The sequence below is a fragment of the Bacillus sp. AC266 genome (assembly GCF_979253805.1).
In genome coordinates, this window is the sequence record NZ_CEEDEC010000001.1 from 1,282,441 (window position 1) to 1,296,179 (window position 13,739).

Genomic DNA, 13,739 nt, shown 5'->3' on the forward strand with positions numbered 1-13,739 from the left:
TTCGTTAGCGATCAATAGTCATCGTTTAATTCAAAAGTTATTATTTTCGTTCTCGATATATTCCGAATGTTTTATGAGGATTTTTCGTTTGTTCATTTCAGTCTTATAACAATCGTACTGTTGCTTTTACTTTGGAAACTTTCAATAGACAAAAAACAGAGTTCTCGATTGTGGAATTAGATTTAAGTTCATACATTTATCTCTTAATATCTTTATCTGTAGGTAAAACAATTGCAGCTATTATATAAAGTAACACCGTAAATCCACTAGTAAAAAAGGCTGATAATGCAGTGACTATGCGAAGGATACTTACATCAATTCCATACTTATCGCTTAAGCCACCTAATACACCTGATACTTGTTTATCTTGAGTGGACTTATATAATTTTTTCATCTAAACACCCCGATCCAATTAAGTATTTGTATGCTAAAAATTAGTTCTATCTTCGGAAGAGATTTAAACTTTCTTTAACTAACCCTTTAATTGAATAACATCTGATATCTATATTTTAACATAAAATTCCATAAAACTTCTGTTTTTCATTTTTAAACCACATTATTTTAGAATACAAGTGTTTGTTAAGTTAGCAATAAAAAACATATCGAAGCCTATTACTAAAAGAACCCTCCTAGATTACTTTAGGAGGGTTCTTTTTCTTTATTAATGATTCTTTAACATCACTAACAGCTTCTCTTGGCTATACATCCATACTGTAATGATTAAACAAGCAAGAGCGACTTCTGATAACGCCATAAATCCAATTGCATAATGACCTGTTAGTTGGAATAGTAACGTTAAAATTAATGGTGGGAAGAACCCTCCTAATCCACCTAAAGCTGACACAACCCCATTTACAATCCCTGCTTGCTCAGAGAAGTACATTGGAACAAGCTTAAAGATTGTGCCATTTCCAATACCTGCACAGAATGCGACTAGTAAGCAACCAAACGTATACACGTTCATACTAGGCATGAATGATAAAACAATACCAGATAGTGTTAAGCCGATAAATACGAAGATTAATATTTTAAATGGATTAAATTTATCACCGAGCCAACCACCAATCGGGCGCATCATTGTTGCTAATACGATGAATCCAGCTGTCCGCATGCCTGCATCTACTTTCTCTAATCCGAAGTGAGATACTAAAAAGTTTGGTAAATATACTGTAAATGCAACAAATGATCCGAAAGTTAAAAAATAAAAGATACATAGAAACCAAAGTTTTTCATTTTTATATACACCTTTTATTTGTTCCATTAATGGTGTATTCACCTTTTTTTCCTTACGATCGCCTAATAAAAAGTTCATAAGTGCAAATGCTGCAAGTAAAACTAAATAACACTGTACTGTTGTTCTCCAGCCAACTGATGTCGCAATTACAGGTGCTAAAAATGAAGTAATTGCTGTTCCAGCGTTACCCACACCGTAAATACCATTTACAAAACCGTGACTCTCTTTCGGGAAGTATTTCGGTAGAGAAGTTACTCCTACAGAGAATACAGCACCACCAATCCCTACAAATAATCCACCAATAATTAAATCCATCATAGAATTGGCAACACTAATGTAAAAGACAGGGAATAATAAAAGTATAAAACTAATAAAGAACAATTTTCTTGCTCCGTAACGATTTGTCCAATAACCAATTGGAATGCGAAGAATAGAACCTAAAATAACGGGTACTGCTGTGACCATAGAAATTTGTCCCGCAGTTAATGGAATATCCGCTTTAATATATGGCATTAATGATGATAAGATAACCCATACCATAAAACCGATAACTAGATTAGAAGTTTGTAAACTTAATTGAAAATTAGGACTTTTCACCTTGTTCCCTCCTATGTATGCATAGTTATATTCATTCTCTCCAGCCTAATCACGTCCTAACATGATTAGGCTGAAAAGAATCAACCACCACTTACTGGCGGAATCATTGCTACTACATCGCCAGTTTGAATAATGTCATCCTCATTTGCATACTCTTCATTTACGGCGACCATTATCTCGTTTGAAATCGCTACGCTGTATTTCTTAATGAGAACTTCCTTTAGTTCAACAACCGTAATATTTTCACAATCTATGTACAAGGCCGGCTTACTTGCTTCTTCTTGCAAATGTGCAAATAATAGTACTTCAATCATGTTCTCATCTCCCTTTTAGGCTCACCATTTGCATATGCTATTTTCTCTAACTGATCACCTATCCATGACTCACCATCTTCCCAAAACTCTTTCTTCCAAATCGGAATAATTTGTTTTATACGCTCCATAATATATACGTTCGCCTCATAGGCTGCTTTCCGGTGTGGTGTTGAAACGGCGACAACAACAGCAAAATCAGAAATTTGCAATGTACCAATGCGATGTGTAATTGCTACATATGTCCCAGGCCACTTCTCTTCTACTTCATTACCAATTTTCTCAAGCTGTTTTTCCGCCATTGTTTTATATGCTACATACTCTAAATATAGCGTACGACGTCCTTTCGTAAATTCTCTGACGGTACCAATGAAAGTAGTAACCGCACCACACTCACACCGAATTACTTTGTTTGTAACTTCTTCAATTGAAATAGGTGTATCAATTACTTCATAATACGTATGTGTCATTTTGCACCTCTTACCTTTGTATAAATTAGCAATCTATTTTTCTATTACTTGTATGATCGAAGTGGTTCTTTCCACGGCCACTCACTTCCTATGCTCGATTCCAATAATAATACCGAAACAATTATTCCTGCTTCAAATCCTCTTGTTCCGCCCGGCAGGACGATAAATGCGTTCGCCTCTGCAAGTAAAGAAATTGCACTAGATTTATCTAAACCAACTGGTGTAGCTTGCAATTGGCCATCTACAATTTCTACTCTCCCTCTTACAAAACGAGTAAATGGGTTTGCTTTCGGAAAATCTTTCTGTAAAATCGCTTCTGCACGATATACATGCGGATCTTTTCTTTGCAAATATGTTCGAATAACTGGTCTAACATATAATTCACATCCGACATAACAAGCAGAGGGATTACCAGATAGACCAAATAATAGTTTTCCTTCTAGCTCAGCTACAGTTGTCACGCTTCCTGGTCGCATCGCTATTTTATTGAAAAGTACATTAGCTTGTAATCTCTCATAAATAGCAGGTAAATAATCGTAGTCTCCTACTGAAACGCCACCAGTTGTAATTAAAATATCGACTTCTTTTATTGCTCTTTTTACGGTCTCATAACACGTCTCTAAATCATCAGCAAATTGTCCATAATAGCGTACAATTCCACCTGCTCGCTCAATTTGAGCAGCAATCATATAGGAATTACTATTTCGAATCCTCCCCGATTTAAGCTGTTCATGTACTTCTAAAAGTTCACTTCCTGTCGCTACAATTCCAATAACCGGCTGTTTTACAACATGTACGGAACTATAACCAAACGTAGCAAGAAGCGCCGCTACTCCAGGGTTAATAGAAGTCCCTTTTTTCACAAGTATGGCATTTTGTTTTACATCTTCTCCTTTAAAAGAAATGTTATCACCAGCAGCAAAAGAGCGTTTTAATTTCATATAAGTCTTTTCTTTTTCTTCAAATCCTTCCGTTAGCTCTAACATAACAACCGCATTACATCCTGCTGGAATTGCAGCTCCTGTCATAATACGTACAGCTTGAAATACTTTCACCTCTTCTCTAAAAACAGAACCTGCCCCGATCTCACCAATCACTTCGAACTGAATCGGGTTACTGCTATTTGCTTCTTTTGTATCTTCCGCTCGAATCGCAAATCCGTCGTACGGAGAGCGATCGAAATGCGGGACATCATGATCTGCAATAACATCTTCTCCAAGCATTCTACCGTAGCTGTCTATAAGAGAAACCTTTTCTATTTCACCTTGATGAGCATACTCCATTATGCGTGCAACTGCTTCTGCTACTGGAATTGGTTTACGTTTTTCTAGCATTCTTTTTTCACCTCGTTTTGATAAGGATAAACTCTCTTTCTGTTCATCCTATATATTTTGCGTATAATCGTTTTGCCATTTTTACATCATTTGTCCCATGAATAAATGCCCTACCGTCTGTAAATAAAACAAAACGATATTCATCTACTAGAAACGATAGTAAATATGGAGTTTTTTTGACACTCACGCTTTTTTGTAAGCGATTTCGAACTTCTTCTAAATTAAGAACTCGCTTTATCCCTGGACGGATTTGAACTGTATTCCGCCCGCATAGCACTTCAGTTTTCATCTGTGATCCAAATGTTAAATTTGGGTAAGTGCGTACATTCCCACAAGATGGACATGTACTTTTCTTCTGCCTATTTACTTTTAATGAGAGATATTGATTGTTCCAAATATCAAATGATAACATCGTTCCCCTTAGCGCCTGAAAATCATTCACCAATATTTTCATCGCTTCTGTCACTTGGTGAGCAACGACCATTTGTACAGCCGGCTGAATGATTCCTGCTGTATCACATGTTGCACCGCCCATAGGATGATCCATTAGGCAGCGAAAGCATGGTGTTTCCCCTGGAAGAATTGTATACGTTACACCGTAACTTCCAATGCATCCACCGTATATCCAAGGTATATTTTCTTTTTGCGAAATGTCATTTATAAGTAGACGCGTATCGAAATTGTCAGTCGCATCTAATATAAGATCCACTTCTTTTGTTAACTCTTCTATTTCTTGCATTGTGACATCCGTTACAATTGGTACAATTTCTACTTCAGAATTAATCTTTCTTAAATGTTCTGCCGCTGCAATTGCTTTTGGTTTACACTGCTGTGCATCTTCTTCTGTATATAACTGTTGCCGCTGTAAATTACTCCATTCGACGTAGTCACGGTCAGCAATTGTCAATTTCCCAATCCCCATCCTAACGAGCGCTTCCGCATTTGCAGCTCCTAGTGCACCCGCACCGATTAGGAGCACATGTTTTTTTCTTATTTTTCTTTGTCCCATTTCACCAATTCCAGAAAACAATACTTGCCTTGAATATCGCTCTTGCATAGGGAATCCTCCTTTCGCTATCCACCAATATAAGACATTTCAACTTTTGGATGTTTATTTGTACTTTCAGCCGTTCTTTCATCCGAATAACGATCTGTTCTGCACTCCCATGTATGTTGGAGAATTTTTAATAATGAAGCATCAGAAATATTTTCTCGAAGAAGCGTTCGCAAATCGGTTCCTTTCGTTCCAAATAAGCACGTAAAAAACTTACCGTCTGCCGAAATACGAGCTCTCGTACAAGAGGAACAAAAAGATTCAGAAACAGAAGTAATAAATCCAACTTCTGCATCGCTCCCTACATATCGATACAATTTCGCAACTTCTCCAAAGTAACGAGGTTTAACAGGCTCAATCGGATATACACGATTAATTTTCTCTATTAATTGTTCCTTCGTAATAACTTGTTCAAAGTTCCATCCGTTCGTACTGCCCACATCCATAAATTCGATAAAACGAAGCTGAATTTCTTGTTCTTTAAAATAACGAGCCATAAGAAGAATTTGACTATCATTCATCCCTTTTTTTACGACCATATTTACTTTTACTTCTAATCCAGCTGCTTTTGCTGCTTCAATTCCTTTCAATACAGGTTTTGTACTTACATTTCGTCCATTAATTTTTCGGAAGACATGATCTTCTATCGCATCTAAACTAATGTTTACACGTTTTAATCCCGCTTCTTTTAATGCCCTTGCCTGTTTTGCTAAATGAATACCGTTTGTTGTGAGTCCAATATCCTTTAAGCCTTCTAGCTTTGCAAGCCTTGCAATTAACTTCGGTAAATCTTTACGCAATAACGGTTCGCCGCCAGTAAGTCTAATTTTATTAACACCCCTACTTATAAATAATCTCGCTAACCTTTCTATTTCATCGAACGTTAATAAAAACTCTTCCTGTAAAAAAGCATAATCAGGTCCGAACACTTCAGCTGGCATACAGTACGTGCACCTAAAATTACAACGGTCAATAACTGAAATACGTAAATCTTGAAGTGGCCGCTCTAAAGAATCTTTCATCTTCTCGTGCATCTATATCCCTTCTTTTCTACTGCAATCATTAGTAAGCTTTCAAATTTTTTATTTGCCTTCATTATAAAAAAGAAGCTACATATTCAATGTGACTTTTCTCACATTACTTTCCCCATTCAAAAATTCTTCACAAATCCGTTCGAATTTTGTTCACATCTCTAGTCCCATTCTCTTTACATACTAAAATTTCTTAAACTAAAAAACTTATATTCGTATAATATAAACCCTTACTATAAGTAGCTTTTTAGACATTTAAGGTCGTTATTCCTTACGGTCATTGAAATTTTACTTTATTTTCAAAAATATCTCTTGCAATTTCATCATGATTACATCCAAAATAAGAAATATACTGCTTATAAGAAGAAAGGTGATTGCTGTGGCAAACAGTACGGCATTATCCAAAGATTTAAAGGAGTTACTTTCATCTGTTGAATATAAAATGCAAATCAATAAGGGGAGTTTTATTTTTCAAGAAGGTATGGAAGCAACAGAGATTTATATCATTCACTCTGGAAAAGTGCAAATCAGTAAACTTAGTGCTGACGGACAAGAATTAACACTTCGCATTTGTTCACAAAATGATATTATTGGGGAATTAACATTGTTCACGGAGGATGCAAGGTATTTATTAAATTCAAAATGCCTTGAAGATGTTGAAGTAGGCGTTATAAAGCGTGAAGCCTTAGAAAAAGCATTACTCCAAAAACCCGCTCTTGTATTTGAATTTATGAAATGGATTAGTGAACATTTAAGAAGAATGCAAACGAAGTTCCGAGATCTAGTATTACACGGCAAAAAAGGTGCCCTATATTCTACTCTCATTCGAATGACAAATAGTTATGGTGTGTTAAAAGAAAATGGGATTCTCATCGATTTACCATTAACGAATCAAGAACTTGCAAACTTCTGTGCAACTTCGCGTGAAAGCGTAAATCGAATGTTAAATGATTTGAAAAAAAAAGGTACGATTTCTATTCATAAAGGAAAGATTACAATCCATGATTTACAATTTTTAAAATGTGAAATTGCTTGTGAAGATTGCTCTGCCTCTGTTTGTAGCATAGAGTAGCATCTTATTTAGATGCTACTCTTTTTCTCTTGCATACAGTTATTTCCTAAAAAAGACGAGGCCTTCCATTAGACCTCGTTTCATGTTAGTTGCTAACTTCTATTCGTTTACTGTGGCATTATTTTTTCAATTCATTAGGAATACGTCTTCTGTAAATCACATAACTACGGCTTAAGTATTTAATTGGGGCACTAAATACATGAACAAGTCTAGTAAATGGCCATACTGCGAATAGACCCATACCTGCAATTATATGAATTTTAAACCATACTGGTACTTCCATCATATATTCAACTTTCGGTTGGAAAATAAAGAGACTTCGGAACCACGGACCGATTGTTGTACGATAATCAAACCCTTTTGAGTCGATATTTAAAAAGGTTGAAGAAAGTCCCGCTAGCATTACGATTAGTAATAAAATAAGCGCAATATAATCTCCCCTTGTACTCGTTGCAATGATGCGTTTTACTGTTACACGGCGGTACGTTAATATAATTAAACCGATGATAGAAGCAACACCTGCCGGAAGCCCGAAACTAATTGCCATTATATGATACATATGCTCAGAAATACCTATTGAACGGTATACAGACTCTGGAATTAAAATCCCCATAACATGACCACCAATGACGAACATGATCCCAAAGTGGAATAATAGACTTCCGATTCGGAGCATTTTCTTTTCTAATAGTTCACTAGATTTTGACGTCCATCCAAATTGATCATAGTTGTATCTGAAAATATGTCCACCGATAAAGATTGCAAAAATGATATAGGGAAACAATACCCATAGAAATTGATCCATCATTTTGACAACTCTCCTTTCTAATTTGCCTGTACACCCCATGTATTGATAGCGAGTAGAACAGCGGCGAGAATTGGTTCATACATACAGTTTGCTTCTTTTAATTGCCCGTGCAACGCTTGTATATTTTCCGTGTATTTACTCATAATTGGTTCGCTATCTTTTTCATTCGCGTTTGCAAGAAACTCAAGTAGAAGCGGTAAATAATCAGGTAGTTCTTTATCTGTTACGTTAAAACCAGATTTTTGATAATGCTGTTTTAACTCTAATAATTCAATTCCACGCTCTCTTTGTTCACCTGTTTTCATGTAGGTAAGATACATATTTGTCTTCTTTCCAAAGTCGAATGTATAGACGTAAGAATCAATAAGTTGATTGTCTGTTTTATTTAGCGCTTCTTTTATAAATGTTGTAAGTGATGCTCTGATTTCTTCCTGTTCAATTTCTTGAATCTCTTCCTGTAATTCTAGTAAAGCTTCCCTCCAACCTAGTTCAGGATAGGAGAGAAGAAAAGAAGAACAAGAAAAAGCTGTTTGTAAACTTTGTTTCATAGTTTTCTGCCCCCTTTTTTTAAGAAATTGTCGTACAAGAGCCTGGCCCACCTGCGAAAGATAAACCACAACTTCCTTGCTCGCTATATAAATCTGCAACTTGTTCGCGGTGAGACGTCGGGATAACAAAGCGATCTTTATATTTCGCAATAGCAAGAAGACGATACATATCTTCTACATCTTCTTTCGTTAAACCGAGTTCTTTTAATACAGCTTCATTTGGTTCTTTATTAATTTGCAATGCTCTCATATGTGTTCGCATGACAGCCAATTTTTTCAATGTAAGACGAATATGTGATTCATCTCCTGCAGTGAGTAAATTCGCTAAATATTGAATTGGAATACGCATATTATCAATAGCAGGGAAAATCTCTTCTGCTTGCCAGTTACTACCTTTCCCCTCCACCATGTTCATAATTGGGCTAAGCGGCGGGATATACCAAACCATTGGCATTGTACGATACTCTGGATGAAGAGGTAGAGCGATTTTCCAATCGATAATCATTTTATAGATTGGCGACTGTTGTGCCGCTTTAATCCATTCTTCAGGAATCCCTTGTTTTTTCGCTTCAGCTGCTACTTCTGGATCATTTGGATCTAGGAAAACAGTAAGCTGAGATTCATATAAATCTTTTTCATTTTCAACAGAAGCCGCTTCTTTTACTTTGTCAGCGTCATATAGCATTACCCCAATATATCGAATACGTCCTACACATGTTTCAGAACAAATTGTTGGCATACCAGCTTCAATACGAGGGAAACACATTGTACATTTTTCAGCTTTATTTGTTTGCCAGTTAAAATATACTTTTTTATACGGACAAGACGATACACAAAATCTCCATGCACGACATGCATTTTGATCCACAAGAACAATCCCATCTTCCTCACGTTTATACATCGCACCCGATGGACAAGAAGAAACGCAAGATGGATTCATACAATGTTCGCAAATACGTGGTAAATACATCATAAAGACATTTTCAAAATCCGTTTTAATTCCTTCTTCCATTTTCTTGACGTTCGGATCTTGTAACCCTGTTATATGTCCGCCTGCTAAATCATCTTCCCAGTTTGGACCCCATTCAATTTTGTCGATAAATTCACCCGTAATTGCTGATTTCGGACGAGCAACTGGTTGATGCTTACGCTGTGGGCTATTTGTTAATGTTTCATAATCATAATTCCAAGGTTCAAAGTAATCATCAATTGTTGGCTGATCTGGATTGTGGAAAATATTCATAAGACGCTTCATTTTCGAACCGGATTTCAGCTGAATTTCACCATTTTTCAATTCCCAGCCGCCTTTGTATTTCTCCTGATTTTCCCATTGTTTCGGATAACCAATTCCAGGTTTCGTTTCTACGTTATTGAAGTACATATATTCAGCACCTGGACGATTCGTCCAGGTGTTTTTGCATGTTACGCTACAAGTGTGGCAGCCGATGCATTTATCTAAGTTCATTACCATTCCGACTTGCGCTTTAATCTTCAAGCCAATCTACCTCCTTCAGTTTACGGATTACAACGTTTAAGTCACGCTGGTTCCCAGTCGGACCATAATAGTTAAATCCATAGCTTAATTGGCCATATCCACCAATCATATGTGTTGGTTTAACGTGAATACGGGTTGGACTATTATGTGTTCCCCCGCGGGTGCTTGTTAATTTCGTACCAGGCACGTTAATGTGACGATCTTGCGCATGGTGCATAAATGCCATCCCCCTCGGTATACGGTGTGTTACAACAGCACGTGCTACGACTACGCCGTTACGGTTAAAGCATTCAATCCAATCATTATCAGCAACACCAGCTTCATTCGCATCATCTTTATTCATCCAAACAGTTGGACCACCTCTAAACAGCGTTAACATTGGCAATGAATCGAAGTACATACTATGAATCGACCACTTATTATGCGGTGTTAAATAGTTTAGTGTAATTTCTTTCCCTTCTACTTCAGGGCGTGATTTACGGAATGGTTTATGTTGCAGTATTGGTTTAAATGTTGCCATCGTTTCGCCAAATTCTTTCATCATGTCGTGATCTAAGTAGAAAGATTGTCGACCAGTTATCGTTCTCCAAGGGATGAGACGTTCAACATTTGTTGTAAATGGTGAGTAACGGCGTCCACCTTTTTCAGAACCCGTAAAGGCCGGAGAAGTAATTACTGTTTTAGGCTGCGCTGTAATTTGTTCAAATGTGAAGCATTCTTCTTCACGTTCTTCTGCTAAGTCACGTAGTTTTAAATCGGTTTGTTTTTCAAGCGCTTCCCATGCTTTTACCGCCATATGACCGTTTGTTGTAGAAGAAAGTGTTAATACCGCCTCAGCAGCATTAATTGCTTCTTTTATGTCTGGGCATCCTTTCGCAATAGAATCCGTTCGAACAACTCCTAATCGACTCTTTAATTGCTCATATTCTTTTTCTGCCGACCAAGAAATCCCTTTCGTACCAATCGGTTGTTTTCCGGTATTTGGTCCAAGCGCTGTCATCTTGTCATAAATCGTTTTATAATCCCTTTCGACAACATGAATTTGCGGCATTGTTTTACCTGGGATCGGTTCACACTCACCTTTGCTCCAGTCTTTAATCTTACCAAGTGGTTGTGCTAATTCTTGCGGTGTATCGTGAAGAAGTGGTGTTGCAACAACTTCTTTCATTGGTTCAAGATCGATTTTCTTCGCTAAATCTGACACAGCTTTAGAAAGAGAGGTGAAAATATCCCAGTCAGAGCGTGCTTCCCACGGTGAACCGATTGCTGGATTAAATGGATGCACAAATGGATGCATATCCGTACTGCTTAAATCATGCTTTTCATACCAAGTTGAAGCAGGTAAGACGATATCAGAATAAAGCGCCGTTCCAGCCATACGGAAATCTAAATTAATGAGTAAATCTAACTTCCCTTCAGGTGCATCTTCATGCCACTTAATTTCTTCTGGTCTTAATGAGTCACTATCGTCATTCATTAATCCGTTTGTTGTACCTAATAAATGTTTTAAGAAATATTCGTGTCCTTTACCGGAACTTGAAATTAAGTTTGCACGCCATACGAATAAGTTACGCGGGAAGTTGTTTTTATTATCTGGGTCTTCAATCGCAAATTTCAGTTCTTTTTCTTTTAGTTTTTGTGCAACGTATTTTCCGATTTCTTCTTGTGTTGTTGCACCAGCAGCAACAGCTTCTTTATATAATTCAATCCCATTCTTCTCGAATGTTGGATAAGAAGGTAACCAGCCAAGTCGTGCTGCTAATACGTTGTAATCACCGTGATGTTGATAACGAGAGTTGCCCTCAACTGGTGATGCTAAATGTCCAACAGGTGTATCTTCATAACGCCATTGATCTGTTACGAAATAGAAGAAAGATGTACCGTTTTGTAATTTCGGTGGCCCTTGCCAATCTTTCGCCATCGCGATTGTTTGCCATCCTTCTGCTGGTCTTAATTTTTCTTGACCAACATAATGTGCCCAACCGCCGCCGTTTACACCTTGTGCCCCAACGAGAAGAACAAGATTTAAAACTGCGCGATAAATCGTATCAGAGTTAAACCAATGGTTAATACCAGCTCCCATAATAATCATCGAGCGGCCATTCGTATCAACTGCATTTTGCGCGAACTCACGAGCAATTTGAATAATAAGCTCTCGCTTTACTCCGGTCATTTTCTCTTGCCATGCAGGTGTAAACGGTACATCATCATTGAAATCTTTCGGTTCTTGCCCGCCAAGACCTCGGTTCACACCGTAATTTGCTAACGTTAAGTCATATACAGTTGTAACGCACACTTCGCCTGCTTCTGTCATAACTTTTTTCACTGGAATTGTACGTTCTAATATTGTATTTCCATCATCAGAGAAGTACGGAATTTGCACTGTTTCAACACTATCTTCCATTCCAAGTAAAGAAAGACGCGGATCAATCGTTTCACCTGTCTGTTCATCTTCTAAACGCAAGTTCCATTTCTTCTCGTTATCCCAACGTGATCCCATTGTGCCGTGAGGTGTTGCAAAATCATTCGTATTCTCGTTCCAAATTACAGGTTTCCATTCCCCTAACTTCGTTTCGCGTCCAATATCAGAAGCATTTAAGAAACGATCAGCAACGAATTGATCTCCTTTTTCTTTCAATGTGACAAAGAAAGGAAAATCAGTATATTGCTTCGCATACTTTGTGAAGTATTCCACTTGATTATCTACGTAAAATTCTTGTAAGATCACATGCCCCATTGCCATCGCAAGCGCACCGTCTGTACCTTGTTTCACACTAATCCAATCATCTGCAAACTTTGTAGACTCGGCAAAGTCAGGACTTACAGAAACGACTTTCGTTCCTTTATATCGAACTTCGGCTAAAAAGTGTGCATCTGGCGTTCTCGTCATCGGTACGTTTGAACCCCATGTCATAATGTAACCAGAGTTATACCAGTCACTACTTTCTGGTACATCAGTTTGATCACCCCAAATTTGCGGAGAAGCTGGTGGTAAATCTGCGTACCAATCATAGAAACTAAGCATTGGTCCACCCATAAGTTGCATAAAGCGGCTACCAGCTGCATGACTTAACATCGACATTGCTGGAATTGGTGAAAAACCAACATTTCGGTCTGGACCGTATTTAATTACTGTGTATAGTAATGAAGCAGAAACGAGTTGTAATACTTCATCCCAATTCGCACGAATGAATCCCCCTTTACCACGCGCCTGCTTATACGTACGTGCTTTTTCAGGGTTTTCCACAATGCTTTTCCAAGCGTCTAGTGGTGACTCGTTATTTTGTAGTTCCTCTTGCCACATTTCCCAAAGCACACCACGTACATACGGATATTTCACACGAAGCGGACTGTAAATGTACCAAGAAAAGCTCGCTCCACGCGGACATCCTCGTGGTTCAAAATCAGGCATATCAGGACCTGTTGTTGGATAGTTAAGCTCTTGACCCTCCCATGTTACAATTCCATCTTTCACATAAATGTTCCAGCTACAAGAACCAGTACAGTTCACACCGTGTGTAGAACGGATTACTTTATCATGCTGCCAACGCTTTCTGTACACATTTTCCCATTCACGATCTTCATATGTTTCTTGTGTATGATTATCGTTATAACGATCTATTGGTGAAAAATATTTTAAACGTCTCATTAATGCTGAAGGTTTCTTCTTCATACTGTTCACTCCTTTAATACGTCTCTCTTACATACCCTTACTATAAGAGAGGTTGTAAAATACAGATGTGACATTTCGCACAGTTCAAGAGATTGTCATAAATTCATTTGGA

The 13,739-nt window shown here is 37.6% G+C and carries 12 protein-coding genes; 1 reads left to right on the forward strand and 11 read right to left on the reverse strand.

The window, feature by feature from the left end; genetic code table 11:
* Window positions 1-196: 196 nt before the first annotated feature.
* From AC0IXC_RS06525 to moaA, 7 genes are all read right to left on the reverse strand, one after another.
* Complete coding sequence (locus AC0IXC_RS06525) at window positions 197-394, reverse strand: PspC domain-containing protein (RefSeq protein ID WP_000737853.1); 198 nt, start codon at window positions 392-394, stop codon at window positions 197-199.
* 267 nt (window positions 395-661) lie between these two features.
* Window positions 662-1,831: a nitrate transporter NarK gene (gene narK / locus AC0IXC_RS06530; protein ID WP_002031603.1), complete on the reverse strand. Its 1,170-nt coding sequence runs from the start codon at window positions 1,829-1,831 to the stop codon at window positions 662-664.
* 80 nt (window positions 1,832-1,911) lie between these two features.
* Window positions 1,912-2,145, reverse strand: a complete 234-nt coding sequence (moaD, locus tag AC0IXC_RS06535) for a molybdopterin converting factor subunit 1 (RefSeq protein WP_107887964.1) — start codon at window positions 2,143-2,145, stop codon at window positions 1,912-1,914.
* Window positions 2,142-2,612: a molybdenum cofactor biosynthesis protein MoaE gene (locus tag AC0IXC_RS06540; protein ID WP_471652722.1), complete on the reverse strand. Its 471-nt coding sequence runs from the start codon at window positions 2,610-2,612 to the stop codon at window positions 2,142-2,144. The genes moaD and AC0IXC_RS06540 overlap by 4 nt, the downstream gene beginning before the upstream one ends.
* Window positions 2,613-2,656: 44 nt before the next feature.
* On the reverse strand, window positions 2,657-3,946 hold the full coding sequence (locus AC0IXC_RS06545; RefSeq protein ID WP_471652723.1) for a molybdopterin molybdotransferase MoeA: 1,290 nt from the start codon (window positions 3,944-3,946) through the stop codon (window positions 2,657-2,659).
* Window positions 3,947-3,989: 43 nt separating this feature from the next.
* On the reverse strand, window positions 3,990-5,003 hold the full coding sequence (locus AC0IXC_RS06550) for a molybdopterin-synthase adenylyltransferase MoeB (RefSeq protein WP_002031598.1): 1,014 nt from the start codon (window positions 5,001-5,003) through the stop codon (window positions 3,990-3,992).
* 17 nt (window positions 5,004-5,020) lie between these two features.
* Window positions 5,021-6,034, reverse strand: a complete 1,014-nt coding sequence (gene moaA, locus AC0IXC_RS06555) for a GTP 3',8-cyclase MoaA (protein ID WP_341112435.1) — start codon at window positions 6,032-6,034, stop codon at window positions 5,021-5,023.
* A gap of 376 nt (window positions 6,035-6,410) precedes the next feature.
* Between moaA and AC0IXC_RS06560 the strand changes: the two genes are divergently transcribed.
* The gene (locus AC0IXC_RS06560; RefSeq protein ID WP_002189419.1) at window positions 6,411-7,103 is read left to right on the forward strand and encodes a Crp/Fnr family transcriptional regulator; all 693 of its coding nucleotides are present in this window, start codon (window positions 6,411-6,413) and stop codon (window positions 7,101-7,103) included.
* 118 nt (window positions 7,104-7,221) lie between these two features.
* On the opposite strand, the gene narI is transcribed toward AC0IXC_RS06560, so the two are convergent.
* From narI to AC0IXC_RS06580, 4 genes are read right to left on the reverse strand one after another with little or no spacing between them, the layout of a single operon-like run.
* Window positions 7,222-7,911, reverse strand: a complete 690-nt coding sequence (gene narI, locus AC0IXC_RS06565) for a respiratory nitrate reductase subunit gamma (protein ID WP_002031592.1) — start codon at window positions 7,909-7,911, stop codon at window positions 7,222-7,224.
* Window positions 7,912-7,928: 17 nt separating this feature from the next.
* On the reverse strand, window positions 7,929-8,459 hold the full coding sequence (narJ, locus tag AC0IXC_RS06570) for a nitrate reductase molybdenum cofactor assembly chaperone (protein ID WP_002031591.1): 531 nt from the start codon (window positions 8,457-8,459) through the stop codon (window positions 7,929-7,931).
* A gap of 19 nt (window positions 8,460-8,478) precedes the next feature.
* Complete coding sequence (gene narH, locus AC0IXC_RS06575; RefSeq protein ID WP_002141456.1) at window positions 8,479-9,954, reverse strand: nitrate reductase subunit beta; 1,476 nt, start codon at window positions 9,952-9,954, stop codon at window positions 8,479-8,481.
* Entirely contained in the window at window positions 9,944-13,627 is a 3,684-nt protein-coding gene (locus tag AC0IXC_RS06580; RefSeq protein ID WP_471652724.1) for a nitrate reductase subunit alpha, read from the reverse strand. Before AC0IXC_RS06580 ends, narH begins: the two co-directional genes overlap by 11 nt.
* Window positions 13,628-13,739: the final 112 nt, after the last annotated feature.